26 protein-coding genes are annotated in these 26,490 nt (G+C 70.3%); 10 read left to right on the top strand and 16 right to left on the bottom strand.

What is annotated here, in order from left to right; genetic code table 11:
- Window positions 1-113 precede the first annotated feature (113 nt).
- Genes crcB (ABZ883_RS39300) through crcB (ABZ883_RS39290) form a run of 3 tightly spaced genes read left to right on the top strand, consistent with a single transcriptional unit; the run spans window position 114 to window position 1,320 of the window.
- Window positions 114-605: a fluoride efflux transporter CrcB gene (gene crcB, locus ABZ883_RS39300; protein WP_360915739.1), complete on the top strand. Its 492-nt coding sequence runs from the start codon at window positions 114-116 to the stop codon at window positions 603-605.
- Entirely contained in the window at window positions 602-949 is a 348-nt protein-coding gene (locus tag ABZ883_RS39295; protein ID WP_360915736.1) for a DUF190 domain-containing protein, read from the top strand. The genes crcB (ABZ883_RS39300) and ABZ883_RS39295 overlap by 4 nt, the downstream gene beginning before the upstream one ends.
- Window positions 946-1,320, top strand: coding sequence for a fluoride efflux transporter CrcB (gene crcB, locus ABZ883_RS39290; RefSeq protein ID WP_360915733.1), 375 nt, complete (start codon window positions 946-948; stop codon window positions 1,318-1,320). Before ABZ883_RS39295 ends, crcB (ABZ883_RS39290) begins: the two co-directional genes overlap by 4 nt.
- An 89-nt stretch (window positions 1,321-1,409) precedes the next feature.
- Here the strand turns inward: crcB (ABZ883_RS39290) and ABZ883_RS39285 are convergent, their stop codons facing one another.
- From ABZ883_RS39285 to ABZ883_RS39230, 12 genes are all read right to left on the bottom strand, one after another.
- On the bottom strand, window positions 1,410-2,192 hold the full coding sequence (locus ABZ883_RS39285) for a helix-turn-helix domain-containing protein (protein ID WP_360915730.1): 783 nt from the start codon (window positions 2,190-2,192) through the stop codon (window positions 1,410-1,412).
- Between the two features lie 59 nt (window positions 2,193-2,251).
- The gene (locus tag ABZ883_RS39280; protein WP_360915727.1) at window positions 2,252-3,196 is read right to left on the bottom strand and encodes a DUF6282 family protein; all 945 of its coding nucleotides are present in this window, start codon (window positions 3,194-3,196) and stop codon (window positions 2,252-2,254) included.
- 55 nt (window positions 3,197-3,251) lie between these two features.
- Window positions 3,252-4,250, bottom strand: coding sequence for a cyclase family protein (locus ABZ883_RS39275; protein ID WP_360915724.1), 999 nt, complete (start codon window positions 4,248-4,250; stop codon window positions 3,252-3,254).
- Window positions 4,216-5,430, bottom strand: coding sequence for an MFS transporter (locus ABZ883_RS39270; RefSeq protein ID WP_360915721.1), 1,215 nt, complete (start codon window positions 5,428-5,430; stop codon window positions 4,216-4,218). The genes ABZ883_RS39275 and ABZ883_RS39270 overlap by 35 nt, the downstream gene beginning before the upstream one ends.
- 21 nt (window positions 5,431-5,451) lie before the next feature.
- Entirely contained in the window at window positions 5,452-6,807 is a 1,356-nt protein-coding gene (locus tag ABZ883_RS39265) for an MFS transporter (RefSeq protein ID WP_360915718.1), read from the bottom strand.
- 47 nt (window positions 6,808-6,854) lie between these two features.
- Complete coding sequence (locus ABZ883_RS39260; RefSeq protein ID WP_360915715.1) at window positions 6,855-7,766, bottom strand: hypothetical protein; 912 nt, start codon at window positions 7,764-7,766, stop codon at window positions 6,855-6,857.
- The gene (locus tag ABZ883_RS39255; protein ID WP_360915712.1) at window positions 7,763-8,155 is read right to left on the bottom strand and encodes a Zn-ribbon domain-containing OB-fold protein; all 393 of its coding nucleotides are present in this window, start codon (window positions 8,153-8,155) and stop codon (window positions 7,763-7,765) included. The genes ABZ883_RS39260 and ABZ883_RS39255 overlap by 4 nt, the downstream gene beginning before the upstream one ends.
- On the bottom strand, window positions 8,152-9,306 hold the full coding sequence (locus tag ABZ883_RS39250) for a thiolase domain-containing protein (RefSeq protein WP_360915708.1): 1,155 nt from the start codon (window positions 9,304-9,306) through the stop codon (window positions 8,152-8,154). Before ABZ883_RS39250 ends, ABZ883_RS39255 begins: the two co-directional genes overlap by 4 nt.
- Window positions 9,303-9,962: a 3-oxoacid CoA-transferase subunit B gene (locus ABZ883_RS39245; protein ID WP_360915705.1), complete on the bottom strand. Its 660-nt coding sequence runs from the start codon at window positions 9,960-9,962 to the stop codon at window positions 9,303-9,305. The genes ABZ883_RS39250 and ABZ883_RS39245 overlap by 4 nt, the downstream gene beginning before the upstream one ends.
- Entirely contained in the window at window positions 9,959-10,690 is a 732-nt protein-coding gene (locus ABZ883_RS39240) for a 3-oxoacid CoA-transferase subunit A (RefSeq protein WP_360915702.1), read from the bottom strand. Before ABZ883_RS39240 ends, ABZ883_RS39245 begins: the two co-directional genes overlap by 4 nt.
- Window positions 10,687-11,463 (bottom strand): aldolase/citrate lyase family protein, encoded by a 777-nt coding sequence (locus tag ABZ883_RS39235; RefSeq protein WP_360915699.1) that lies wholly within the window; start codon window positions 11,461-11,463, stop codon window positions 10,687-10,689. The genes ABZ883_RS39240 and ABZ883_RS39235 overlap by 4 nt, the downstream gene beginning before the upstream one ends.
- A 711-nt stretch (window positions 11,464-12,174) precedes the next feature.
- The gene (locus ABZ883_RS39230; RefSeq protein ID WP_360915696.1) at window positions 12,175-12,870 is read right to left on the bottom strand and encodes a hypothetical protein; all 696 of its coding nucleotides are present in this window, start codon (window positions 12,868-12,870) and stop codon (window positions 12,175-12,177) included.
- 185 nt (window positions 12,871-13,055) lie between these two features.
- On the opposite strand from ABZ883_RS39230, the gene ABZ883_RS39225 reads away from it, so the two are divergent.
- Together ABZ883_RS39225 and ABZ883_RS39220 are read left to right on the top strand one after the other, a co-directional pair.
- On the top strand, window positions 13,056-14,273 hold the full coding sequence (locus ABZ883_RS39225) for a sensor histidine kinase (RefSeq protein WP_360915693.1): 1,218 nt from the start codon (window positions 13,056-13,058) through the stop codon (window positions 14,271-14,273).
- Window positions 14,270-14,929 (top strand): response regulator transcription factor, encoded by a 660-nt coding sequence (locus ABZ883_RS39220; protein WP_360915690.1) that lies wholly within the window; start codon window positions 14,270-14,272, stop codon window positions 14,927-14,929. The genes ABZ883_RS39225 and ABZ883_RS39220 overlap by 4 nt, the downstream gene beginning before the upstream one ends.
- 22 nt (window positions 14,930-14,951) lie before the next feature.
- Here ABZ883_RS39220 and ABZ883_RS39215 read toward each other — a convergent pair whose 3' ends face one another.
- Complete coding sequence (locus ABZ883_RS39215) at window positions 14,952-15,662, bottom strand: class I SAM-dependent methyltransferase (protein WP_360915687.1); 711 nt, start codon at window positions 15,660-15,662, stop codon at window positions 14,952-14,954.
- 317 nt (window positions 15,663-15,979) lie between these two features.
- Between ABZ883_RS39215 and ABZ883_RS39210 the strand changes: the two genes are divergently transcribed.
- From ABZ883_RS39210 to ABZ883_RS39200, 3 genes are read left to right on the top strand one after another with little or no spacing between them, the layout of a single operon-like run.
- A complete protein-coding gene (locus ABZ883_RS39210) occupies window positions 15,980-16,681 on the top strand; it encodes a PAS domain-containing protein (RefSeq protein WP_360915683.1) in 702 nt (233 codons plus the stop codon).
- Window positions 16,678-17,685, top strand: coding sequence for an ornithine cyclodeaminase family protein (locus ABZ883_RS39205; protein WP_360915681.1), 1,008 nt, complete (start codon window positions 16,678-16,680; stop codon window positions 17,683-17,685). The genes ABZ883_RS39210 and ABZ883_RS39205 overlap by 4 nt, the downstream gene beginning before the upstream one ends.
- 32 nt (window positions 17,686-17,717) lie before the next feature.
- Window positions 17,718-18,848 (top strand): DSD1 family PLP-dependent enzyme, encoded by a 1,131-nt coding sequence (locus ABZ883_RS39200; RefSeq protein ID WP_360915754.1) that lies wholly within the window; start codon window positions 17,718-17,720, stop codon window positions 18,846-18,848.
- Here ABZ883_RS39200 and ABZ883_RS39195 read toward each other — a convergent pair.
- Both ABZ883_RS39195 and ABZ883_RS39190 read right to left on the bottom strand, forming a co-directional pair.
- A complete protein-coding gene (locus ABZ883_RS39195; protein ID WP_360915678.1) occupies window positions 18,835-19,848 on the bottom strand; it encodes a helix-turn-helix domain-containing protein in 1,014 nt (337 codons plus the stop codon). The genes ABZ883_RS39200 and ABZ883_RS39195 overlap by 14 nt on opposite strands.
- A gap of 170 nt (window positions 19,849-20,018) precedes the next feature.
- Window positions 20,019-20,618 (bottom strand): helix-turn-helix domain-containing protein, encoded by a 600-nt coding sequence (locus tag ABZ883_RS39190; RefSeq protein WP_360915675.1) that lies wholly within the window; start codon window positions 20,616-20,618, stop codon window positions 20,019-20,021.
- 143 nt (window positions 20,619-20,761) lie between these two features.
- Here ABZ883_RS39190 and ABZ883_RS39185 point away from each other — a divergent pair, with 143 nt between their 5' ends.
- On the top strand, window positions 20,762-22,012 hold the full coding sequence (locus ABZ883_RS39185) for a YbfB/YjiJ family MFS transporter (RefSeq protein WP_360915672.1): 1,251 nt from the start codon (window positions 20,762-20,764) through the stop codon (window positions 22,010-22,012).
- Here the strand turns inward: ABZ883_RS39185 and ABZ883_RS39180 are convergent, their stop codons facing one another.
- Window positions 22,013-22,705, bottom strand: a complete 693-nt coding sequence (locus ABZ883_RS39180; RefSeq protein ID WP_360915669.1) for a hypothetical protein — start codon at window positions 22,703-22,705, stop codon at window positions 22,013-22,015.
- Between the two features lie 310 nt (window positions 22,706-23,015).
- Between ABZ883_RS39180 and ABZ883_RS39175 the strand changes: the two genes are divergently transcribed.
- On the top strand, window positions 23,016-26,321 hold the full coding sequence (locus ABZ883_RS39175) for a GH92 family glycosyl hydrolase (RefSeq protein ID WP_360915666.1): 3,306 nt from the start codon (window positions 23,016-23,018) through the stop codon (window positions 26,319-26,321).
- Window positions 26,322-26,490 lie beyond the last annotated feature (169 nt).

Genomic DNA, 26,490 nt, shown 5'->3' with positions numbered 1-26,490 from the left:
CTGCCGCGCGGCGGTGGGGCCCGCCGTACCCGAACCGCGGTGAGGATGCCGCCAACGGTCCCTACTTGTGACGATCCGCGCCCGCGACACGGCGCCGCACGAGTAGGAGACGTATGACCTCGCAAGAGCCCTTCGCGCCGATGACCGAGCCGATCGACCCCGACATCCCACAGCCGGCTCCTGCGCCGCCGCGGACTTCGCAGGTCCGGGGGCAGGGGCCTGTCGTGGGTGTCGTCGCGATCGGAGGAGTCCTGGGGGCGTGCGCCCGCTACGGCGCGGGCCTGCTGTGGCCCACCGCGCCCGGCGCCTTCCCGTGGACCACGTTCGCGGTCAACGCGGTCGGCTGCGCCGTGATCGGGATCTTCATGGTGGTCATCACCGAACTGTGGTCCGCGCACCGACTGGTGCGCCCCTTCTTCGGCACCGGCGTCCTGGGGGGCTTCACCACCTTCTCGACCTACACCGTCGACATCCACACCCTCATCCAGGACGGTCACGCCCGGACCGCGCTGGCCTACCTGGCCGCGACCCCGGTCGTCGCCCTCGCCGCGGTGTGGGGCGCCGCGACCGGCACACGCCACCTGATCGCGAGGAGGCAGACATGACACGGCTGCACGGCAATGCCATGCGCTTGACGATCTTGATCGGCGACAACGACACCTGGCACCACAAGCCGCTCTGCACGGAGATCGTCCACCGGGCCCACAAGGCCGGCCTGGCAGGCGCCAGTGTCTTCCACGGCGTCGAGGGCTTCGGGGCCTCGTCGCTCATCCACACCGCCCGGCTGCTCTCCATGAACGAGAACCTGCCGGTGGCCGTCACCGTCGTCGACCACGAGGAGCGCATCCGCGCGTTCCTGCCGCAACTCGACGAACTCGTCACCGAAGGCCTGGTGACCCTCGACGAGGTCGAGGTCATCCGATACGTAGGACGGGGACACCACTCGTGAACTGGGCACTGGTCATCGCGGGGGCCATCGTCGGCGCGCCCCTGAGGTACCTCACCGACCGGGCCGTCCAGGCGCGGCACGACACCGTCTTCCCCTGGGGCACCTTCACCGTCAACGTCGTCGGCTGCCTGATCCTGGGCACGCTCGCCGGCGCGGTCACCTACGGCGCCGCCTCCCGGTCCGTGCAACTGCTCGTCGGCACCGGATTCTGCGGGGCGCTGACCACCTACTCGACGTTCTCCTACGAGACGCTGCGCCTGGCCGAGACCGGAGCGAGGTTCTTCGCGGCGGCCAATGTCGTCGCAAGTGTCGTCGCCGGCCTCGGGGCCGCGTTCATCGGGGGCGCGCTCGCCCAGGCGGTCTGGGCCTGACCGGCGGGCAGCGCCGCTGCACATCGAGCGGCGGGTGTCGCGGTTTCAAGGCCTGCCGCGTCCCTGAAGTGCCGTAAACGGTCCGCGGCTCAGGTGGCCGGATCGGTCAGGGCAGTATCGCGGGTGTCCGTTCCGCCCAGTTCCTCGGTGATCGCCAGCGCTGTCCGCAGGAGCGCGGACTCGGTCCCGATGGCGTCCTCCGGTAGCGAGGAGGTGGTGCCCACCAGGGCCACCGTGGCCGCGACGTCATGTTCGTCGAAGACGGCCGCGGCCAGGACCACACCATCGATCGACGGCACCCGGATCCGGCTGAGACCGCGGGACCGGCACGGCTCCAATTGGTTTTGGAGCTTCGCCCGTTCTTCGTCCGGGATGCGGGAGAGGTACCTCTTGGTCCTCTCCTGATCCCCGGACAGCGCGACGAAGAGCCTGGTCTGCGCCGAGTCGGGTCCCAGCGTCGACCCGATCCGGACGGTGATCAGAATCGGGTGGGTGCCGGCTTCCGACACCAGTGAGACCACCGGACCGGACGCGCCCCACACGGACAGCACCACGGAGCGGCCCGTGTCGAGCGACAAGGCGTCCATATGGCGAGGTGCGATGTCCAGCACACGTCGCTGGCCCTGGGCGACGGCGCCGAGCTGCAGAAGCAGCCGCCCGGGGACGTACGCCGTCGGGTCGTCCGGCGCACGTTCAAGAATCTCGTCGAGGACCATCGAGGTGAAGTAGCGGTGCACGGTGGTCCGGTTGAGTCCGATCCGTGCGGCAGCCTCGGCCACGGTCACCTTCGGCTTGTTGAGCGTGAACAACCGCAGGATTTCCGCGACGCGGTGCACCGCCTGGATGTCGCCGGTGCTGCCCCCGCTGGTCAAGCCCGCTCCTCACGTTGCTTTCACGTGCAACGGACTCTACCGAGCGCCCGGCACGGGGTTCAAATGGACAGGAGTCCGGCTGCGTTCTCCCCGGTCATCAACGTGATGTCGGCCGCTGCCACACCCTCGTCCAAGAGCACCCGGACCATCCTGCGGTACGCGGTGACCGGCAAGGGGTTGCCTTTCTGCCCGAGGTCGGAGGAGAGGATCGTCCGGCCGGGGCCGGCTGCCCGGTAGAACTCCGTGATCCGGTCGAACGGCTTGTCCTTCGGTTCCCGGCCGACCAGCATCGCCAGGCAGTGCTCGACAAAAGCACCGGCGCGGCACCAGTCGGCAATGCTCGAGGGGGAGGCGCCGAGGACGAAGTCGGGGTGGCTGATCACGATCCGTGTGACGCCGGCTTCGAGCGCGCCCGGGATCAGCACGTCGATCTCGGCGGCCGGCAGGTGCCCGCAGTTGAGGATGGCGGACTCGGCGGCGATCACGTCGAGGATGTCGCGGGTGGCGGCGTTGAGCTTGCCGGACTCGTCGAGCACGCTGATCGGCTCGTTCTCCCGCAGCGGCACGCCCGCGACCGGGAATCCACTGTGGTTGTGCGCATGGAAGTCCAGGTGTGCCCGCGAGGCGATGGTCGGGAACCACACGACCTTGCCGCCCATGCGCAGGGCCAGTTCGACGGCGTACGGATTGAGCCCGCCGACGGTGTTGTTGAGCGCGATACCCCCGTAGACCTTGACGGGAATGTCCTGCAACCCGGCCTGTTCCAACGCGAGGATGTCGGTCTGCATGCTGTGGTGGTGGGATTTGGCCACCAGGGCGCGGAATCCGAGGGATGCGGCGTCGGCCGCTGCGTCCATGATGGACATCCGACGGGGGAACGGGCTGGGGGCGGGGTGGGTGTGCAGGTCGACGGCGCCGGTGAGCAACGCGTCCACCTCGGTGTCGGCGTGCAGCCGGTCGGCATCCAGCGTCGGGTCCCACAGTGCGTTCACGGTCTGCGTCATGGGTGCGTCCTCGTCTCGTGGTCGGGCTTGTGGTCGGGCTTGCGGTCCGTCCGCGCTACTTGACGGCCATCGCGTTGGGCGGTGAGCCGACCCCGCCCCGCAGATTGAGCGGCTTGGCCGTCAGCAGGAACTCGTACACGCCGTCCTCGGCGCAGTCCTCGGCCAGCTCGTCGAGCTTCCACAGTTCGCCGATGATCAGTCCGAGCAGCGCGATGAGCGGGCGGTGCATCATGCCGTTGTGGGAAGGGCCGCGCGGGGGCGGCGGTTCGTCCGGGTCGACCCAGCCGGAACCGGCATCGACCGGAAAGGACTCCAGGCCGCCGTTGTCCGACGCGGCAAGGGAGATCTGGTGGTCCCACAGCCACGCGAGCATCTCCTCCGACTGGTGCAGGCCCGGGCTGCCGGTGCGGGCCGCGCGCTGCTCCGGTGTGGAGTTCAGCCAGTGCCGGGCCCATCCGGTGTGGAGCAGCAGGATGTCGCCCGGGCGGAACCCGACCCCGAAGTGCCGGGCCATCGCGTCGAGGTCGGACGGTGTGATGCCCCGCGGCGCGTCGGGCGCCAGGGGTTCGCCGATGCTGTCGAACCAGCGCACGGCGTCGAGCAGGACGCCCCGGCCCACGATGCCCTTCTCGGCGAGGAGCTGGATACCCAAGGAGGGTGTGCCCACGTCGATGTCGGACTCCTCGACGCCGCCGTAGAAGCCGTAGCGGGGGTGGCGGATGTGCCGGAGGCCGTCCACTTGGGAGGTGGACTGGAGGTAGAACGAGTCCAGCCAGTCGTCCCGGTGGTGCGGGTTGTTGGAGAAGATGTAGTGAGCGGTCGGCGGCCGCGTGCCGGTCAGGCTGGGCACGAACGCGTTCAGTGGGTAGTCCAGGTTGAACACCCGGCCCCGCTCGACGAGTCCGGCGCCGTCGAGGGCGGTCCGCGGTGTGAGGAAGTTCAGCGTGCCGAGCTGGTCGCCCGGGCCGAACACGTTCCACGAGGAACCCGGTGGGGCGTCGGTGCGGCGCAGCAACTCGTCATACCGTGGAACGGTCGCGGGGGTGGAGTTCATTGGTTCTCCCGGGTCGGGGGCGTGAGGTGCGTATCCACGGCAGCAGGAACGGCACGGCGACCGCGTTGAGCACGGACAAGGTGAGGTAGGCGAGGACGTAGTCCTGCGTGGTCGAGTAGATCTGGCCGAGGACCAGCGGTCCGGCCGCGGATCCCAGGCTGGTCCACGTCTGGAACTGGGCGAACTTCCTGGGGAAGTCGTCGATCCCGAACAGCTCCACGATCACCTGTGATCGGATCAGGATGGTGTTGCCCAGGCTCTGTCCGATCAGTGCGGCTCCGAGGAACAGGACCCAGCCGTACGGTGCCAACCCGACCAGGGCGACCCCGACGGCTTGTGCGCAGAAGCTGGTCATCGTCCATAGGTGCAGGCCCAGCCGGCGGATACCGGCGCTGCCGACCCACCGTGACGCGACCGCTGCCCCCGTCGCGACGGCGACCGCCAGGCGCGCGCCGGTGAAGTCCCGGGACAGCCCGGTCGCCACGATGTAGGTGGTCGCGCCCAGCTGCGAGGCGCTGATCAGGCTGAACGCCACAACCAATGGCCAGTGACGGAGCAGCGGAACCGGCCTGGCGGGCAGGACGGGCATACGCGTCGGTGTCGGCCGTGCCGCTGTCGCCCAGGTGCTGAGCGCCAGTGCGCCGCAGCTGACCACAAGGAAGCCCGCTGCGATCAGCAGGAACGATCGGGTGGCTGCCGCCTGGGTGGTCAGCAGGAGGGCCAGCACTGGTGAGACCAGGATGCCGCCGGCCGAGGAGCCGGAGGTCGCCAGTGCCATTCCGGCCGTGGGTCTGCCGTTGAAGACCCGTACCAGCACGATGGTCCCCACCACCACGATTCCGCCGCTGAAGATCGCGCCCAGTATCATGAACGCCGCGATGACGACGATTCCGGTGGGACGGACGGCCATCGCTGTGATGGCCGTCGTCCCGCCCAGTACCGCGCCCAACATCACCAGGTTCGGGCTGCGCTGTCCCAGGCGGGCGAACAGCGGCCCCGTGAGTGCACCCACCACGAAGAAGCCGGTGCTCCCTATGGACAGCTCCGCCGCGCTCACTGTGCCCGAGCGGAGGAACGCCGCGATGTAGATCGGGATGCCGTAGACCGCGACACCGCTGCCGGCGGTCTGCAGGACGAAGACAGCGACGGCGACGGGCGTGGCTTTCCTGTCCGGGCGCATACCTGGCCTTCGTGGGGAGCGTCATGCCTTGGCGCCGGCCCGTTCGCCCACCGTGTTCAGGTCGACCCCGCGTGTCTCCGGTCCGGCTGTGACAGCCAGCACGATGATCACCCCGCCGAACGCCGAGAGGATTCCTGCGGTGTAGTGGAAGGGCACGAGATGAGCCAGCCACAGCTGGTAGTAGGAGAAGAACGCAGGGATGACGACCGCGGTGCTGTAGGCGACACCCCAGCCCGACGACCGGACCGCGGTGGCGAAGCGTTCGTTGATGTAGGCGGGGAGCACGCCGAGCGAGCCGACGGTGAACACGTTGGTCAGCGCGGCCAGGATGGTCAGTTGGACCCAGCCGTGCACGTTCCCACTGCCCATCAGGGTGAACGTGACCGGGGTCAGCAGGACGGTGGTGGTCGCGGCGATGTAGAGCGCCCGTTTGCGGCCGATCCGGTCGCTCAGCCAGCCGTAGAAGAGGTAGGTCGCCATGCCCGGCCACGCGTTGACGAGCTGGGTGTGGGCGAGGTCGGAGGCGGTGTAGCCCTCGTTGGACAGAAGCAACTGCGGCATGACGCTGCCGAGCATGTTCACCGCGAAGAAGACGCCGGTCATGATGGCGTACGACTGCAGGAACGCCCGGCCGGACGACCCCTTGAGCATGTCGCGCAAGGGGGACTTGGAGTGCGACGTCTCCTTGTAGACGTCCGAGTCCTCGACCCTGCGCCGCAGGAACCAGGCGACCGCATAGGACAGCAGGGCGCCGATGAGGAACGGGATCCGCCATCCCCACTGGACGTACGGCGAGTGCAGCCCGGCGTTCGGCGCGAACAGCAGGACGATGGTCGTGAGACCGGCCACGAAGAACGGGCCGCCGCTCGCCGAGCACTGGACCAGCGCGCCGGTGAATCCGCGGCGCCCCTGGGGTGCGTACTCCAGGGCCATCGGCGTGGCAGCGGTGTACTCCCCGCCCAGGAAGATGCCTTCGATGAACCGCAGCCCGATCAGCAGCGTCGTGGCCAGTGTGGCGCCGACCTGTTCGGCGCCCGGCAGGAGTGCGATGAGCAGGGAGATCGTGCCGAACCCGTAGATGGTGACCGACCCGACTCTTCGCCGGCCGATCCGGTCGGCGAAGTGGCCGAACAGCAGGGCGCCGACCGGGCGGCCGATCAGGGTCGCGGCAAAGGTCATGCCGACGAACACCGACAGTTGGCTGGGCGAGAGGCTGGACTGGAAGTAGACCATCGCGGGCAGCAGGGACGTCGACGCCACGTAGATGGAGTAGGAGTCGACGGCGAAACCCGCCCAGGCACTGGTGATCGCCCGCCGTCTGCGGGCCCGTAGGTCGGAGTCGCTGGGTCTGGCACTGACTTCGGTGATGGAGGACATGGCTGAGGTCCCTTCGGCGCTGAAGGCACGGCGTATGGCGAAGTGGGTCAGTTGCCCGGGGCCGGGTACTCGTCGGCGTTGAGCACCCAGCCGGGCTGGGCGGAGAAGTCGTGGCGCGGGCCCGAGAAGATGTCGATCAGGTGGTTCACACCGGATCCGATGGCCTGCGAGGTGTGCACCGTGGGCGGCGGGATGATGGCCACTGAAGGGCTGCCGACGCGGGCATGGTCCTCCGGCCGCCAGGAGGTGGCGTCGGGGCCCCACGGCGTCTGGATGTGGTGGATGTAGGTACCCGCGACGACCAGGCTGCATTGTTCGAAGTCGTCGTGCGTGTGCGGCGAGAGCCGGTGCGGATCACGGGGACCGTTGCCCGGCTTGAAGAACCCGACCATGAAAGCGCGGGTCCGGAAGAGCCGGCCGAAACGCTTGGGGTCCTCCGGAACGTCGGCCATGAGGTAGGTCCGCCAGCGGTAGCCCCTGACCGGCTCCGGCCAGGGCTCCAGCGGTGCGACTCGTGGGTGCGGCTCGGCGTACCGATCCGCGTTGGCCGCCCGTTTCGCCCACTCCGCCTCGTCGGACTGGATGAGTTGCACGATCGGGCCGGCGCCCGTGCTGACGATCTCGCTGGAGCCGGGCGGGACGACGACCAGCGCGGGGCCGGTGACCGTGTGCTGCTCGCCGGATCCGGTTCCGCGGATGGCGCTGTTCTCGTCGATCAGCAGCACGACCTGTTCGGATGTCAGCTCGGCCGAGAAGATGGTGTCGCCGGACGCCGGCTGAGTGTGGATCAGCACGAAATTCTGCCCCCTGACGATCCACTGCCGACTGCCCGCCCCGGTGACGGCGCTGGGCGCGGTGACGGAGAAGTCGAGGAACTGCGGAGCGGCAATGGCGTCGCCCGACTGCTTGGGTGTCTTCGCGGACAGCGCGGCGCGAAGGTCGTCCTTGGTGTAGGTCACGAGTTCTCCTCGGCACGTTCGAAACGCAGGTGCAGGCGTCCTTCAAGGTCCAGCCCACGGCTCAGCCGCACGGGCATGCCGACGCGCAACGAGTCGGGCTCGGCGTCCACGTGCGACAGGACGCGAGGGCCTTCCGCCAGTTCGACGTAGGCGATGACGAAGGGAGCTCTCCCCGCGTACTCGCCCTGACCGCGGTGATTGACGGTGTAGGAGTGGACGGTGCCGGTACCGGAAAGCGCCTCCCAGATGAGGCTGTCCGACATGCAGTGCGGGCAGCGGGGACGCGGGTACCAGACCAGCGTGCCGCAGTCGGTGCAGCGGGGAAGTTCCAGCCGGTCGTCGGCCAGACCTTCCTCCAGGCGGGTGAGCACCTGGTCGTACGGGATCATGCGTCCTCCGCTCCGAGTAGCAGGGTGGCGGCGGCGGTACGGAAGCCGAGGTTGCCGCCGTGCCCCTGGACCAGCCCGATCCGGCAGTCCGGGACTTGAACCTCCGGCGTCGCCTCACCGCGCAACTGGCGGACGGCCTCGATGGTGCGGATCATGCCGCCGCGGGAATCGGGGTGGTTGTTGCACAGGCCGCCGCCGTCGGTGTTGAACGGCAGCCGGCCGTCCGCGCGCAGGGTGCCGCCGGTGACGAAGGCCCCGCCCTTGCCCTTCTCGCAGAAGCCGAGGTCCTCCAGGCTCATCAGCACGGTGATGGTGAAGGAGTCGTAGATCGACACATAGTCGACGTCCCGTGGCGTCAGTCCTGCCTCGGCGAACGCGCGTGGCCCGGAGACCGCGGCGCCCGTGCGGGTGAGGTCGATCCGGCCGGTGGCACTGTGCTTCACCGTCTCCCCGTGCCCCAGCACCTTGACCGTGCGCCGCGGGAGCGTGCGGGCGATCTCCTCCGACACGATGACCAGTGCCCCGCCGCCGTCGGTGGTGACGCAGCTGTCCAGCCGGTGCAACGGGTCCGAGATCATCGGCGAGTTGACGACATCCTCGATCGTGACCGGGTTGCGCAACAGCGCGTTGGGGTTGTACTGCGCGTGGTGCGCGGCAGCGACCTTGATCTCCGCGAGCTGTTCGGAGGTGGTGCCGTATTCATGCATGTGCCGCCGTGCCGCCAGGGCGTATCCCGCGGGCACCGTGACGCCGTAGCCGGCCTCGTACGGGTGCTCGGGGCCGCGGGCACCGCCGGTGGTTCCTCCTCCGTTCAGCGGAAGCCCGGCCATCGCGACCAGCGCCACACGGCACTTGCCGGCCGCCACGGCGGCAGCAGCATGTCCCACATGCATGGGATAGGACGCCCCGCCGCCTTCCGTGACGTCCACATAGGACAGATCGGTCAGGCCGAGGTAGTCGGCCATCGCGATCGAGCCGAGCCCGGGTACTTCCGAGCAGAAGAACCCGTCGACATCCGCCGGGCCGAGCCCGGCGTCGGCGAGCGCGCCGTAGGCGACCTCAGCCGTCACTTGGGGCACGGTGCGGTCGGGAATCCTGCGCAAGGGATGCTCGAAGGCACCGGCGATGCGCGCGGACACCTGCCTGGTCATGAGGATTCTCCTCGCAGATCGACGGTGTAGGCCGCCTCGGTCAGCGCGGCGACGTGATCCGGGGTGACGCCGGGGGCGCACTCGCGCAACGTCAGCACGCCATCGACGAACTCGAACACGGCCAGGTCGGTGTAGACGCGATCCACCACACCGGGCCCCGTGAGAGGGAAGCTGCAGCGCTTGAGCAGCTTGGGGTTTCCCTGCTTGTCGACGTGGGTCATCATCACCCAGACGCGGCGGGCGCCCGCAACCAGATCCATCGCACCGCCCACCCCGGGATTGCCGCCGGGGACAAGCCAGTTCGCCAGGTCCCCGGCCTCACCGACCTGGAGCGCGCCCAGCACGCACAGGTCCAGTCGGCCGCCCCTGGCAAGGGCGAAGGAGAGCGACGAGTCGAAGGAGGCGGCGCCCTCGAGCAGGGTGACAGGGTTCTTGCCCGCGTCGGTGACATCCGGGTCCGGCTCACTCAGCGGGGCCGGGCCGACGCCCAGCAGGCCGTGCTCGCAGTGGTAGAGGATCTCCTTGCCGGGTGTTGCCTGTTCCGGCAGGAGCAGCGGCACACCGATGCCCACGTTCACGCACCAGCCGTCCACGAGGTCGTCCGCCACCCGGCGGGCCATTTGCGCCCTGGTCAAGCTCAGCTGTGCGGTGGTCATCGGACCGCCTCCCGTGAGGTTTCCACGACGTGGTCCACGAACGGACCCGGCAAGTGGATGTCATCGGGCGGAAGGGATCCGTCGCGTTCGACGCGGTCGGCCTGCACGATCGTGGTGCGGGCGGCCATCGCGGCCAGCGGATTGAAGTTTCGGGCGCCGAGCCGGAACCGGAGGTTGCCGTACCGGTCGGCCCGATGCGCCTTCACCAAGGCGAGATCCGGTCGCAGCGGCGACTCGAACACATACGGGCGGCCGTCGATCACGCGGACTTCCTTCTCCGCCATGGTCTCGTGAGCCACGCCGCCGTCGCCGTAACGGACCACGAATCCTCCGTTGGCGAGCATCGTCCCGGCAGCGGTCGGGGTGTAGAACCCGCCGAGGCCCGAACCTCCGGCGCGCAGCCGTTCGGCCAACGTGCCCTGCGGCACGAGTTCGATCTCGACGTCGCCCGCGAAGTAACGCTGGAAGAAGTCGGGGTTGACGGGGAAGGAGCAGGAGAACCTGCGGACCCGGTTCTCCTTCAGCAGCCTGCCGATCCCGCGCTCGCCCGGCAGGCCACGGCCGCCGTTGTTGGCGATGATGTGCAACTCGCGCACGTCGCTGTCGCACAGCCCGTCGATCAGATCGACCGGCACCCCGGTCTGGCCGAACCCGCCGATGGCGATGGACATTCCGCTGCGAACTCCGGCCAGGGAGTCCGCGGCACCCGGCCGGATCTTGTCGATCATCGGACGGCCGCCGGCAGGGCCTCGCGAGCCTGCGACAGCGTCCGCCGGGCCGCTTCGGAGATCATCCCGGTATCGTTGCCGACCAGGATGAACCGGCAGCCCTGCTCGGCGCGCAGGTGGATCTGCTCCTCGCCCTGAACCACCGTGCCGACCGGGACACCGGCACGGACCGCGGCCCGGATCGATGTCGTCACGGCCTCGTGGACGTCCGGTGAGCCGCCAGGCACCCCCAGGCTGAGCGAGAGGTCCCCGGGCCCGATGAACACGGCATCCACACCAGGCACGGCGAGGATCGCCTCGATGTCCTCGACCGACTCCCGCTCCTCGATCATCGCGATGCGCGCGATGTCCTCCTGGCCGGCGCGAACGTACTCGGCCGACCCGCCGCTGATGCTGCCCCACAACCCCGCCCGCGCGGCCAGTCCCATCCCGCGCGTGCCGGCCGGAGGGAACAGGAACTGCTTCATGGTCGACTCGGCCTGCGCGGCGTTGGAGACATGCGGCACGAGAATCCCGGCAGCTCCCGCGTCGAGGTATCGCTGTGCATCGCCGTAGCCGTGGTCAGTGATCCTTACCAGCGGCGCGACGTTCATCCGGGAGTAGAGCACGACCAGGGAGTACACGTCGCGCACCGAGAGCAGGGCGTGCTCGGTGTCGATCACGACGAAATCGAAGCCCGCCGCCGCGATGATCTCGGCGATCTCCAAAGAGGGAATCTTCACGAACGTGCCGACCACAGGCGGCCCGGCCGACTTCAACAGCTGCTGGAACATGATCACGATCTCCGTTGATGGACAGCACCAGAGCGGTTCATTATGCGAACAGGCTGTTCGCGATACGCAGCATTACATCGATCGTCCGACCGGGCAAGGGGGTGGAACGGGATCCAAGTGGTTGCCAGTTGCCGACGATCCAGCGCCTTGCGCCGGTCAATGACCCGCCACCAGCGCCCGGTCGGCTTCCCGTATCCACGTCGAAAGCCCTGGTCGCCCCGGTTCGGCAACGCCGCCCGCAACAGGACACGCGGGCGCGGGCGCCCAGCGGACATGACGAACCCGGAGCAGGAAGCCCGGTAGTGGCCGACGGCAGCGGGCCACGGACGGCGCACCACCCATGCCATCGATCTCGGTGCGGAAATATCGGCGCAGGTCACCGCGGGCTTGATCCGCTTGGACGGACCCGTGATCGCCGCCCTGGGCGAGACCGCGCTGCGCAATTGGGTGCGGCAGGCCGAGACCGACGCGGGCAAGCCGGCAGCGCCTCCGCGGCGTTCGCACAAGCTTCGGCGCCCATGCCGCCCTCGGCCCGACACCGCCGACAACCACTCCCCGCACCCCCCGGTGCCCCGCACCCATGGGCCGCGTGCAGGAGGCCTTTCAGAGCCGCCACCGATCAAGCACCGTCCCGGACGACCCCGTGCGGAGATGTCCCCCCGGAAGGTTCCGGGGGGACATCTCCGCACGCCCTCTTGTTCTGATGCCCTGTCAGGCCGCCGCGGCCGCAGGCGTCTCCGCCGGGCTCTCCGGGGCTCCGGGCCGCGCACCGCGCAGGCCGGTTCCCAGGGCCAGACCGATGAGTCCGGCGGCCATGAGCAGGCTCACCACGATCTTGGGCGCCACGTCGCTGGTGACGAAGTCGAGGACCTGGCCGCCGGTCAGGGCGAGCGGCACCCACAGCGGCACCAGGCGGGCCCGCCAGGCACCGTAGGCGAGGACGAGGAGGCCGATCATGAAGCCGAGGATCCAGATCGCGAAGGACGCCGCCACGAACGGATCGCTCTCCAGGGCATGGGCGACGGGCCGCACGGTGTCCAGGGACACGCCGTCCGCGGCGAGCGGCCCGTAGAAGGCGTTGTACTGCCACAGGTGGACGGTGGAGAAATAGAGGGCCGGGACGGCGAAGGCGCCTCCTATGGTCGCGACGAGACGCTTGCGCCGGCCGACCGCCACGATCAGGCCGGCCAGCGCGGGCAGGAGCAGCAGGTGGGCGAGGGCGAACAGGACGGTCTCGGCGCGCCACGCCGCGAGGTTGGAGGCGGCGGCGGTGACGTTCTCGGCGGCCTCCTTCACCTCGTCGGGGAACGTCACCCAGTACAGGGCGTTCGCCGCGCCGTACACGACGCCGGCGCAGGCCATGGCGGCCGCGGCGAATCTGACGCCATAGGGTCGGTTGTCGGTCATCGCAGGTCTCCCGTGGTGGTCTGGGACGGTGTGGTGTCGGTCCGTTGACGACGTCCCCGACGCTACGAGCGCGGTCCGGAGCCGGGCGTCGGCCCGTGCGTTGACCGGCGGGTGGGCCCGGGTGGCCGCCGGGTCCACCCACGGGTGGACTCCCCGCCGCGGACCGCTCGGATACGCTCCGGGCCATGGCAGCAGTCCGGGGGATCCGTGTCCGCAGAGGCGATGTCACCGCTGTCGCGGCGGGTGCGGCGCTGCTCGCGCTGGGGCTGGCCGAGCTCTACGTCCCGCTCGCGCCGTACACCGAGGACGGCCCCGACCTGCACACGCTGTCCCCTGCCTGGCTGACGGCGCTGACCGTGCTGTTCCTCGGTTACGGCCTCGGGGTCGCGGCCTGCACCGCGTACCCGCGCGGCGCCGCCGCGCTGACCGGACTCTGCTTCGGCGCGCAGATCTTCACGCCGGTCCTGCCGGTGTGGCCGATCGTGCCGCTGCTGGCCCTGCTGGGGGCCGCCTTCGGCTGTATCGCGGTGGGCGGCCGCAACGCCCCCTTGGTGGCCGCCACTTGCTACTTCGTCCCCTACGGGATCCAGGCGGTGCGGCTGGGCAACCACGACTGGGTGTTCATCGTCTTCGTCGCGCTCGCGGTCATGGGCCCCGCGTACGCCGTCCGCATGCGGCGCGCGCAGGCGGCACGTCTGGTGGCGGCCGCGGTCGAACGGGAGGCGGCGGCGCGCGCCGACGAACGGCTGCGGGTGGCCCGCGAACTGCACGACATCGTCTCGCACGGGGTCACGGTGATGGTGCTGCAGGCCGGCGCCGCGCAGGCCACGCTCGACTCCGACACCGGGCAGGCGCACACGGCACTCGACGCCGTGCAGGATGTGGGCCGCGACGTCGTCTCCGAGCTGCGCCGGCTGCTCGTCGTCCTGCGCGGCACGGGCGGGACGTCTCAGGGCGATCCGGAGCAACTGCCGTCGCTGCGGAACATCGACGTCCTGCTGACCGGCGTGCGGACCGCGGGAGGCCGGGTGGAGGTCGCCGTCGACGGTGACCTCGGCCGGGTGCCCGCGGCGGTGGACGTCAGCGGCTACCGGGTGCTGCAGGAGGCGCTCACCAACGCGGCCAAGCACGCGCCCGGTTCCACCGTCTCGGTCCGCGTCGAGGTCGGGCGCGACGCGCTGCGTGTGCGCGTGTCCGACGACGGCCGCGGCACGTCGCGCGGCGGCCGGCACACCGCCGGGAGCGGCCACGGGCTGACCGGCATCAAGGAACGCGCCGAGTTGTTCGGCGGAACGGCCGACACCGGCCCCCGCGAGGGCGGCGGATTCGGGGTCGACGTCGAACTGCCGTTGAACGGCGCGGCAGTTGTCCCCGCACCGTCCCGGGCGGGGGCGCCGGCGTGACCCGCATCCTGATCGCCGACGACGAGGCACTCGTCCGCGGGGGCCTGCGGATGATCCTCGGCGCCCGGCCGGACATCGAGGTGGTCGCGGAGGCCGCCGACGGAGCCGAAGCGGTGCGGCTGACTGCCGAGCACGACCCCGACGTCGTCCTCATGGACATCCACATGCCGCACCTGGACGGCGTGACCGCGACGGAACGGATCCTGGCCGAGCACCCCGGGCGCCGCGTCGTCATGCTGACCACGTTCGACCTCGACGAGTACGTCTACCGTTCGCTGCGCGCCGGCGCCTGCGGGTTCCTGCTCAAGACCACTCCGCCCAAGGCCCTGGCCGACGCCCTGCACACGGCGGCGCAGGGCGACGCGCTGCTGTCCCCCGGCATCACGCGACGGCTGATCGACCACTACACCGCCACGCTGCCGCCGGTCGCCGTCCCGGGCCTGGCCGACCTCACCGGACGGGAGTCCGAGGTGCTGCGGCTCATGGCCCGCGGCCTGTCCAACCCGGAGATCGCCGGCGAGCTCTTCCTCGGCGAGGCGACCGTGAAGACGCACGTCAACCGCATCTTCGCCAAGCTGCGCGTACGGGACCGCGTGCAGGCCGTGGTCCTCGCCTACGAGGCGGGCGTGGTGCGCCCGCGGGAACCGCACCACTGAGGACCGCTGAGGCGCACAGCCGTCACGGCTTGCGGGCCATGACCAGGCGGGAGTTGGGGGCGCCGTCCGGGCGGCGACCGAAGTCGGGCAGCACGGCGGTACGGACGGTGAAGCCCGCCGCGGTCAGCTCGGCGCGCACCGCGCGGAGCGGGAACGTGCGGTAGTACATGACGAAGGGCGGCCGCCATATGGCGTTCCGTATCCGCATCGCCGCGTCGAACCCGGCGGGCACCCAGTAGCCGCGCGAGGCGATGCGCGGCGGGGCGAAGACCGGGAACGCGAAGAGCCCGCCGGGCCGCAGGGCGCGGTGGACTCCCGCGAAGAGGCGGGGGCGCTCCTTGGCCAGGAAGTGGCCGAAGGCGCCGAAGCTGACGGCGAGGTCGAACTCCGCGGCGAAGTGCGGCCTCCGCGCGTCGGCACGGATCCATTCCGCGTCAGGGTGGGCGCGGCGCGCCTCGGCGAGCATGCCGGCGCTGAAGTCCACTCCCGCGACCCGGCCCCGGCACAGCGGCCGGAGGACGCGCAGGCCCGCTCCCGTGCCGCAGCAGACGTCCAGCCCGTCACCGAAAGGACCGTACGGGCGCAGGGCCTTGGCGGTCGCGTCGAGGATGCGGTCCGGGGTGCGGAACGGCGTGTGGTCGAACCTCGGGGCGAGCAGGTCGTAACCGTGCTCGACGGAGGACAGGGCCTGCACGGCCAGCTCGCGCAGCGAGGGCCCTTCGGGTGAGAACACCGCTCCAGGGTAGAGCCGTTGGGCCGGGCGCTGGGGCGGTCCGGCCGATCATGTGCGGAGCCGGACGGCGAGTGCTGCTGCGGCGGCGCGCTGCTGAGCGCGAAGACACCAGGCAAGCCGCCTGACGCGAACCGCTGCAGGGTCCTCACGCGGGGCCGGGCGTCCAGAAACCCTGACACCCGTGCTGCGCTCAGCATGATCTGCGCCCGCAGGCGGTCACGTGCGGGCGAGGCGGCTTGGTTGAACACGGCCCGCAGAATGATTTAGCATGATTGTCTAAAGATGGAATATGAGTCCAGCATGGAGGAGGGCGGACCATGGCGCATCCCGTGGCCGAGGGGCCGGAGGGCGTCCGCAAGGGTCCCGTGGCCGTTGCCGCGGCCGAGAGCGATGAGCACCTTGTGCGCGAGGCGGAGAAGATCGCTGTGGCGCTGGGCCGCATGTTTCCCGGGCTGTGCGAAGTGGTGCTGCACGACCTGCGGGACCCGCGGCAGGCGATTCGGGTGATCGAGAACAACCTTTCCGGCCGGAAGGTCGGGGACTCGGCCACGGAGCTGGGCCTGGCCCGCATCGCGGATCCGCAGTATCCAAGCGTGATCCAGAACTACCCCAACCAGTTTCCCGACGGCCGGCCGGTGAAGAGCACGTCGATCGGCATCAAGAACGCCGCGGGCCAGTACATCGCGGCGCTGTGCCTGAACCTTGACGTGTCCGTCCTGTCGCCGGTGACGCTGGCGTTGTCGAACCTCGTGGCCACCGATGTCGAGCACCGCGAGCACCCGCTGGAGAACTTGCGGGACCGCACCGTGCGCGAGCTGCGCCGAACCGTGGAGGCGCTGGCCGCGGAGCGCGGTGCGACCCCCCGGTCGCTGAGTCGGGACGACAAGAAGGCGCTCGTGCGGCAGTTGCAGGGCGAGGGCTACTTCGAGGGGCGCGACGCCACGCAGACGATCGCGGACCTGCTGGGCGTGTCCCGGGCCACGGTCTACAACTACGCCAAGGAAAGGGGCAGTACATGACCGGCACCGGACCGGCCGCACACTCCGCATCTGCTTCTCCGCGCGGTTCCGGCCCGCAGTCGGACGCAGGCCGTGGCCTGCTGTTCATCCCCGAGGAGCAGACGGCTGTGCTCGTGGACGAGGAGCTGGCCCTCGAAGCGGCACGCGCTGCCTTCGCCGCGACGGTGCAGGGCGCGGTCTTCCCTTCTCTGGCTGTGCACGGCTCCGATCCGCGCAATCGGTTCACGCTCAAGCCCTCCGCGTCCGCGACGCATGCCGGGGTGAAGATCGGCACCTACTGGCCGGACAACCCGGAACGTGGGCTGCCGCGTCACCACTCCACTGTGCTGCTGCTCGACCAGAGGATCGGACGGATCGCCGCCGTCCTGGAGCTCGGTGCCGCGAACGCCTACCGGACCGCCGCGGCCGACGCGCTCGCCGTCGACCTGCTCGCCCCCACCGGAGCCGCCACCCTTGCCGTCTTCGGCACCGGCCATCAGGCCGCCTATGAGGCGCGGGCCGTCGCCCGGGTCCGGCCGATCGGCGAGATCCTGATCGTGGGACGCGACAAGGCCCGTGCCGCGCCCGTGGCTGCCGCACTCACCGCAGCGGGACACACAGCACGTACGGCCGGTGCCGAGGAAGCGTGCGCGAGGGCCGACGTGATCGTCACCGCCACCACGGCACGGGCCGAAGACCCGCCCCTGTTCGAGGCCGAGTGGGTCCGCCCCGGCACGCACCTGTCCTGCATGGGGGCCGACGCCCCCGGAAAGCGGGAGCTGCCCCCCGCCCTGTTCGCCCGCGCACGGGTCTTCTGCGACCTGCCCGAGCAGGCACGCCGCATGGGCGAAAGCCAGCACGCACCCGAGGACACCGTCCTCGTCCCCCTCGGCGAGGTCCTCACCCAGCGCGCCCAAGGACGCACCGACAACCGTGACATCACAGTCTTCGACAGTTCCGGGATCGGACTGCAGGACCTGTACCTCGCTCTGGCCCTCCTGAAGAAGATGGACATCTCCCTGTGACCACCACCCCCGCCCCCGCCGCACGGACCCTGATGGATCCGGACACCCCGTTCGCCGTTGTCGACGTGCACAAGAGCCTGCGCAACATCGAGCGCCTGCGGGCCAGGGCCGGCCGGCTCGGGGTCACCCTGCGCCCGCACATGAAGACAGCCAAGAGCCTCGACGTCGCCGCGCTCCTGAACGACGGCAACACGTGTCCCATCACCGTCTCCACCCTCGCCGAGGCCGAGGCGTTCGCCGACGGCGGCTACACCGACATCACCTACGCCGTCGGCATCGATCCGCACAAGCTCCCCCGCGTCATCGCTCTTTTGCGCCGCGGCGTGAGCGTGCGGGTCCTGCTGGACAGCACCGAGCAGGCCGTCTTCGTCGCCGAGGCCTCCGGCCAGGCCGGCCTGCCCATCCCGGCCCAGATCGAGATCGACTGCGACGGCCACCGCGGTGGTCTGAAGCCCGACGACCCCGCCCTCACCGAGATCGGCCGCATCCTGCACGACGCGGGCTGCCTCGACGGCGTACTCACCCACGCAGGCGAGTCGTACTTCGCCTACAGCGCCGAAGAACAGCGCCTGGCCGCACGGAACGAACGTGACACCGCGGTTGCCGCGGCCGAACGTCTCCGTGCGGCCGGTCTGCCCGTGGCCTGCGTCAGCGTCGGCTCCACCCCCACCGCGCACGCGGCCGAGGACCTCACCGGCGTCACCGAACTGCGGGCCGGCAACTACATGTTCTTCGACCTGGTGATGGCCGGCCTCGACGTCTGCCAGGTGCAGGACCTCGCCCTGTCGGTGGTCGTCACCGTCATCGGCCACCGCCCCGAGTACGGGTGGATCGTCACCGACGGCGGCTGGATGGCCATGTCCCGCGACCGCGGCACCGCCGCCCAGGCCCAGGACCAGGGCTACGGTCTGGTCACCGATGTGGCCGGACACCTCATCCCGAACCTGGTCATGACGGCCGCGAGCCAGGAGCACGGCACCCTTACCGCCCGCGACGACACCGACCTGCCCGAACTGCCGGTCGGCACCCGGTTGCGCATCCTGCCCAACCACGCCTGCGCCACCGCCGCCCAGCACCACGGCTACCACGTCATCGACAGCAGCAAGGGCACGGAGCCCGCCCCGGTCATCCATGCACGCTGGCCCCGCATCACCGGCTGGTGACGCGCCGGACCCCGGCCGGGGGACGTCTCGTTTCCGGTGAAAGCCCACTGTGACCCCACCGGAAGTCGCGGGGGCCCACGCCGTACGCCGCCTTGAAGACGCGACTGAAGTGAGCCGGGCTGACGAAACCCCACCGGCGGGCGATGGCCTCGATCGTCATGAACTGATGCACTGGCGACGCCAGTTCCCTCCTGCATTCTTCGAGGCGCTGCGACCTGATCCATTCACCGAGGGTGATTCCCGCCCGGGACAGGGTCAGGTAGAGCCACCGAACGGAGACGTCGTGCTCGGCGGCGATACGCTCGGCAGTCAGGTCGGGGTCCGCCAAATGGAGACGCACGTATTCCTGAACACTCTCAAGAAGCGTGCTGTTCAGGAGCCTTCCGGTCGGGTCGTCCCCGTACAGGACCATGGTGACCACAGCCCTGATCAGGTCGACACTGGGCTCCGCGAACAGGGCGGTATCGGCTTTACCGGCAGCGCCCCGATGACGGGCCAGTCGGGTGAAGAACGCTGCCGTGGCGCCCACGGCCGGTCGCTCCGAACTGAGTGGACCAGCCGTGATCCGATCGAGCAGGGACGGCCGCAGCCCCAGAATGTGCGTGGGAACGCTCACCAGAACTCCACGCACAGGGCCGTGGAACAAAACCTCGTAGGGCTTCGCATTGTCGAGCACCATGAGATCCCCGGCCTTTATCAGTCCGTGCCTGCCCGACTGGTGAAACCGGGAGACCCCCGCTTGCCGGATGGAGACGAGAATCTGCGGCACCATGTCCCCGTCCACCGGGGCATCAGTGCGCCGGATACGGGTCACGTTCCAGCCGATCTCCGAGACTTTCACCGACCCGAGCGCGCTGGTGGTCGCGTGAGCCTGCTGGCGATTCGGATCCGACGGAAGGTCCACCTCTGCGCGGCCGTTGACGACGGACCCGGAGAGTTCACGGATCGCATTCGCTCGATCACCGGGAGCCAGAGACGCCACGTCAAGTCGATCTGCCATGCGGGCTTCCTCCTGAACCGGTCGCGGAGCCTGCATTGGACGGCAGATTCCCACCGTACTGCGGCGAATGTTCCATTCTTCACGGTTTTGCCGAACTTTAAGCATGCATTCCGTCAGCACTCCTGCCGGCCGGGCGGCCCGACCCGAAGTCACGACGACCTGACGCAACGTCAGACAGTCGCCGGTTCCCGGCCTCCGGCGAAGAGCATGGCGATCATCGAGCGGGCGGTGGCCCGGAGCCGTTCGGGGTCCTGGTAGACGCGTTCCATCACGACGGTGCCGCGGGTCATGGTGATCAGGACGCGGGACGCCTCCGCGGGCGGGACCGTGAGCCGGCCGGCCGCGTCCGGCCGGGACAGCCGCTCGGTCATGACACCCTCCAGGCGGTCGAGCAGGCCGCGGATCGCCGCGCGGATGGGCTCCGCGTCGGCCTGGGTGTCGGTCGCGGTCTTGGTGGACAGGCAGCCGCGGGCAGGGGTGCCGCGCGTCATCGACGCGATGGTGAAGTCGAAGAAGTCCTCCAGCGCCCGCCGCGCGTCCGGCTGGTCCAAGGCGGTGCGGGCGTCGGCGAAGAAGGCGTCCGCGTAGTCCGCGAAGACGCGCAGGAACAGCGACTCCTTGTCCTGGTACGCGTTGTAGAGCGAGCCGCGCTGCACACCGGTGGCGTTCGCCAGGTCCTGCATGGAGGTCGCCCCGTAGCCCTGGTGCCAGAAGACGTCCAGGATCCGGCCCAGGGTGTGCTGCTCGTCGAACTGCCGCCGTCCAGCCATGCCGCCACCGTAATTCATTTTTGACGCCACCGTCAAAGTTTGCAACGCTGTCAAACATGACGAGCTTGTCAAAGATGGCTCGGGCAGACGGGCCGGGCCATGCCCGGGCCCGCCGCGCCCAGCCGGAAAGCGGACACACGCACATGAGCACCACACCTCCCGGACCCGCCCCCTGGCGCGCCATCGCGGCGGGGGCGAGCGCGAGCTTCGTCGGCATCGGCCTGGCCCGTTTCGCCTACACGCCCCTGCTGCCGGAGATCGTCAACGCCCACTGGTTCTCGCCGTCGGCCGTCGCCTACCTCGGCTCGGCCAACCTCGCCGGCTACCTGCTGGGCGCACTCGCCGCCCGCCGCGTCGCCCGGCGGCTCGGCGACCGGCGGGCGCTGCGCTGGATGATGGCGCTCGCCACGGTGGGTCTCCTCGCGTGCAGCGTCCCGGTCTCCGTGGGGTGGTTCTTCGCCTGGCGCCTGGTCTCAGGAGTGGCCGGCGGCGTGATCATGGTGCGGGTCGCGGGCGCCGTGCTGCCCCACCTGCACGGTCAGCGCCGCGGGCTGGCGAGCGGCGCGATCTTCGCCGGCCTCGGCCTCGGCATCGCCGCCTCGGGAACGCTGGTGCCGCTCCTGCTGACCGCGGGCCTCAGCAGCACATGGATCGGCCTGGCCGCGCTGTGCGCGCTGCTCACCGCCCCGAGCTGGAACGGCTGGCCCGCGCCCACGGCCCCCTCGCCCGCGGCGGCGTCCGCACCCACGCCCCGGGCCGAGCGGCCGGCCCGCTCGCCACGGCTGGCGCTGCTGCTCGTGGAGTACGCCCTGATCTCCATGGGCATCGTCCCCGCCATGTCCTTCCTGGCCGACTTCGTCAGCCGCGGGCTCGGCAGGGGTTCCGGCGGCGGCTCCCTGATATGGATCGTCTACGGACTCGGCGCCCTCCTCGGCCCCACGCTCTACGGACTTCTCGGCGACCGCCTCGGATTCGCCAGAGCCCTGCTGCTCATCACCGTCGTACAGGCGGCGGCGCTCACCGCGCTCGCCTTCACTCACGCCCTCCCCGAGATCGCGGTGCTCAGCGTCGTCATCGGCACTCTCCCGCCCGGCGTCGTACCCGTCGTCCTCGGGCGCGTCCACGAACTCGTCCCGGCCAACACCGAGGCCCAGTCGGCCGCCTGGGGCAGAGCCACGATCGCCGGCGCCCTCTCGCTGGCGGTGTCGGCGTACCTCTACTCGTACGTCTTCGACCTCACGGGCCAGAACCACCACGTGCTCTTCCTCATCGGCGCCGCGGCCCTCGCGCTCGCGCTCCTCACCCACCTCGCCACGCGTTTCCTCCGCCCCGACACCGAGCGGCGCCCGGCCGCCGCCCCGGCCCCGGTCCCGGCGGGCGCGCTGAGCGAATGATCACGCGGCCCCGCAGCCGGCTTCCGGACCCGGATACCCGATTCGCCTCAGGTCCTCGGCAAGGTCGGCAAGGCGCGCGTCCGGGTTGAGCGCCGATACGACGCCCTGGGTGAGGGGCCGCAGCGCATAGACGTGGCGGACGGCCTCGATGTCCACCGTGACCTCGTAGTAGTCCTCGGCGAACCGCCGATAGGCCTCGGGACGGCCGTCCGCCAGGACGTCGAACAACCACTCCGCGCCGCCATCGTGCTCCGCACCGCCGGGCAGGGCCTCGACGTTCCCGGCCGTCCACCGGGCGTCCGCCTGTTCACGCCAGAAGCACACGGTCACGCGGGGTGTCCCGTCGTGCCCGGTGAACGCCGGTTCCGAGACGTTGTGGGCGAACACCTTCGGCAACCCGTCGAACAGCCCCGGCCACGGGACCGGCGGCGTGACCCTGTGCGGGCTCATGGGCGACTCGTGGTCGAAGCCACGGGCGTACGCCCCCGCGGACGAGAAGACGATCGAGTAGTCGCCGCCGGAACCGTCGCGCATGGAGGCCATCTCCTCGGTCGGCGACCACCGGGCATCGAACGAGTAGTGCCTGAACTCCCACTCCGGGCTCATGACGGCATCGAGGACGGCCATGGCCCGGGAGCAGTCGCGGACGACTGGAATCGCGGGCAGTTGGCGGATGAGTTCGCTGATGGACACGGCGCCAGTCAAACCCATGCCTCTGACAACGATCGGCTCAACGCGCCCTTTCGTACAGCGCGTTCGGCCGGACAAACACGTGCGGCGCCGGGTGCATCTCGCCGCACGCGCACCCTTGACACCTGGCGATCAACCGGAGGAGCATCTGTCCGCACCCTGACAACGTTGTCTAACGAGGCGTTGTCCGAACTGAATTGAAGGGTAGACAACGATGTCAGACACACCATCAGTTCGTTCTGGCGCGGGGCGGCTCCGGCCGATACCGCGCTCCCTACGGCGCCGGACGCCCGGTGGCGCGGCCGTCGCGCTCATGGCGGCGCTCGGTACCGTCCTCTCCCTGGCCGCCGCCGTCCCCGCGACGGCCGCGACGGCCGCCTCGGACCGGGGCGAGGTGCGGGACACCACGGCGTACGTCGACCCGCTGATCGGCTCGACCAACGCGGGCAACACCTACCCCGGCGCCGTGCAGCCCTTCGGCATGCTCGCCTGGAGTCCGCAGAACACCCGGGGCCAGATCTCGACCCCCGCCCCCGGCGGGTACGAGTACAACGCGAAGAAGATCCGCGGTTTCAGCCTCACCCACCTCAACGGCGTCGGCTGTTACGGGGCCAACGGCGACATCCCCGTGATGCCGTACGTCGGCGACGTCGACTCCTCCCCCTCGGCCGACTCCACCGACGCCAAGTACGCCAGCTCGTTCTCCCACGAGGACGAGACCGCGGAGGCGGGCTACTACAAGGTGGGGCTGGCCAGCGGCGCGTCCGCGGAGCTGACCACGACCCCCCGCACCGGCTCGGGACGCTTCGGCTTCCCCGCCGACAAGCCCGCGAGCATGCTGTTCCGTACGTCCAACTCCGAGACGGGCAGCGGCGACGCGACCGTGCGGGTGGACGAGGCGGCGCGGACCGTGACCGGCTCGGTCACCGCCGGCAACTTCTGCGGCCCGATGAACGCGAACAACCGCCACGACCTCTACACCCTCTACTTCACCGCACACTTCGACCAGCCGTTCGCGAAGGTCGGCACCTGGACCGACACCACGCTGACCCCGGGGTCGACCTCGGCCTCCGGTGGCACCGGTTACGGTACGAACGGCATCCCTGCGGCGGGCAAGGGCTCGGGCGCGTACGTGACGTTCGCTCAGGGCACGACGCAGGTCCAGGCGAAGGTGGCGATCTCGTACGTCAGCGCGGCTGGCGCCGAGGCCAACCTCAAGGCCGAGAACCCGCCCCGCAAGACGTTCGACAAGGTGCGGTCGCAGGCGGAGTCGGCCTGGCGGCACGAGCTGGACAAGGTGAAGGTGAGCGGCGGCTCCGACGCCCAGCGCACCACCTTCTACACCGCGTTGTACCACTCGATGCTGGAACCGACGCTGACCAGCGACGTCGACGGGCGCTACCTCGGCGCGGACCTCAAGCCGCACAAGCTGGCGAAGGGCCAGAAGGCGCAGTACGGCACCTTCTCGGGCTGGGACCAGTACCGCGCGCAGGTGCAGTTGATGACTCTCCTCAACCCGAGGGCGGGCAGCGACTACGCCCAGTCCCTCTTCAACTACGCGGGCCAGCGCGACGGCGAGTGGGACCGCTGGCTGCTGGAGAACGGCAAGACCAGTGTGATGTCCGGCGACCCGTCGGCCGCCGCGCTCGCCGGGATCCACGCCTTCGGAGGACGCGACTTCGACGTCAAGGGCGCGCTGCGCTCCCTGATCACCGCGGCGACCGTGCCGACGGCGAACGACTCGGACAGCGCGGGCTGCAACGTGGAGTGCGTCGGGCAGCGCCCGGCGCTCGACAAGTACCTGAAGCTCGGTTACGTGCCGGCGGACGGCTGCCACTGCTGGGGCGGCGCGGCCGAGACGCTGGAGGACGCGGCGGCCGACCACGGGCTGTCGGAACTGGCCGGCGCCGTCGGTGACCGCGCGAACCAGAAGAAGTTCCTGGAGCGTTCGGGCGCCTGGAGGTACGTCTTCGACGCGAACGCGACCCCGCAGGGCGGCTACATGCGGGACAGGAAGGCGGACGGGACCTGGGTCGGCGGTTCGTTCTCGCCGAGCACCGAGAGCGGCTTCGTCGAGGGCACCAGCGCCCGGTACACCTGGATGGTCTACTCGGACGTGGCGGGCCTCGCCCGCGCGATGGGCGGCAACGAGGCCGCGGTGAAGCGGCTGGACGCGTTCTTCCGTACCCCGGCCGGCGCTTTCGACTTCTCGGCGCAGGACCCGACGCGCTTCGACCCCACCAACGAGCCCGACATCAACGCCCCTTACCTGTACGACTACTTGGGGGCGCCCTGGAAGACCCAGGAGACCGTGCGCGCGGCGCTGGACCAGCTGTGGACCGACCAGCCCGGCGGCATTCCCGGTAACGACGACGCGGGCACGATGTCGTCCTGGTACGTCTTCTCCGCGCTCGGCATGTACCCGCAGGTGCCCAGCCGGGCCGACCTGGTGCTCTCCGCGCCGCTGTTCCCGCGCGCGGTGATCCGTACCGGGCACGGCAAGAAGATCACGGTCAACGCACCGGGCGCCTCGGCGGAGAACCGGTACATACGGGGGCTGCGGACCGACGGCAAGAAGTCCGACAAGCCGTGGGTGCCCGCCTCCTTCGTCACGCGCGGCGGCACCCTGGACTTCACGCTGGGCAGCACGCCGAACACGTCCTGGGGCAGTGCCCCGGCCGACGCCCCGCCGTCCTTCCGCGAGGGCGGGGTGCCGTTCTTCACCGGGACCGCGCCCGGCCAGGTGAAGGTCGAGCCGGGAACCACGGGGACCGGTTCCCAGGTCAAGGTGCAGACGATCGAGGACGCGGCCGCCACCGTGCACTGGAAGGCGACACCGCCGAAGGGAATCACCGTGACGCCGTCGGAGGGTACCTTCCAGGTGCCCGGCGGGAGTGCGGGCAGTGAGAAGTTCACCGTCACGGCCGCGACCGACACCCGGCCCGGCTTCTACACGGTGCCGGTGACCCTGACCTCGGCGTCCGGCACGGCCGTGCCCGGCACGTCGCTCGCGGTGACCGTCGCCGCGCGGGACAGTGTCATGTGGAACCTCAACAACACCGGCATCTCGGCCGACGACTCCAACCCGCAGGCCAACTTCGACGGTCAGGGCTGGAGTTACTCGGCGAAGGCGCTCGCGGATGCGGGTGCGAAGCCCGGTGGCACGGTCTCCGCGGGTGGCTTCGACTTCACGTGGCCCGCGGTGAACCCGGGCGACCCGGACAACATCGAGGTGGTGGGCGGTGGCGCGCCGCAGGTCCTCGACCTGTCGGCCGGCTCCCCGGACGCGACGAAGCTGAGCCTGCTGGGCAGCGCCATCAACGGCACGACGACGGGCACGGTGACGCTCACGTACACCGACGGCACGACCCAGGAGGCCTCGATCGGGTTCAGTGACTGGACGCTGGGCGGCGGCACCCAGCAGCCGTCCTTCGGCAACGTCGTGGCGCTCCACACGCCGTACCGCGACGTGTCGGGCGGCGGGGTGGACCGGGTGGGTACGGACGTCTTCGCCACGACGCCGATCGCCTTGCAGGCGGGCAAGCGGCTGGCGAGCGTGACCCTGCCGGGCGCGACCGACGGCGGCGTCATCCACGTGTTCGCGGTGGCCACGGCCTGACCCGCGACGGGGGCGGGGTGGGGGGGGGGCCCGCCGGCCCCCCCCCCCCCCCCCCCCCGCCCCCGGCCTGTGTCCGGCTCGACTGCGCCACAGGGTGCCGCCCACACCGCCGAGGCATCGCGATGCCTCCCGTGCCGCGCATCAACACACCGGCAGGGTTCGGGGAAGG

Source organism: Streptomyces sp. NPDC046977 (assembly GCF_040644455.1).
Lineage (GTDB): Bacteria > Actinomycetota > Actinomycetes > Streptomycetales > Streptomycetaceae > Actinacidiphila.
The sequence above is the reverse complement of the archived record's forward strand: the minus strand, read 5'-3'. Positions and strand labels throughout refer to the sequence as shown.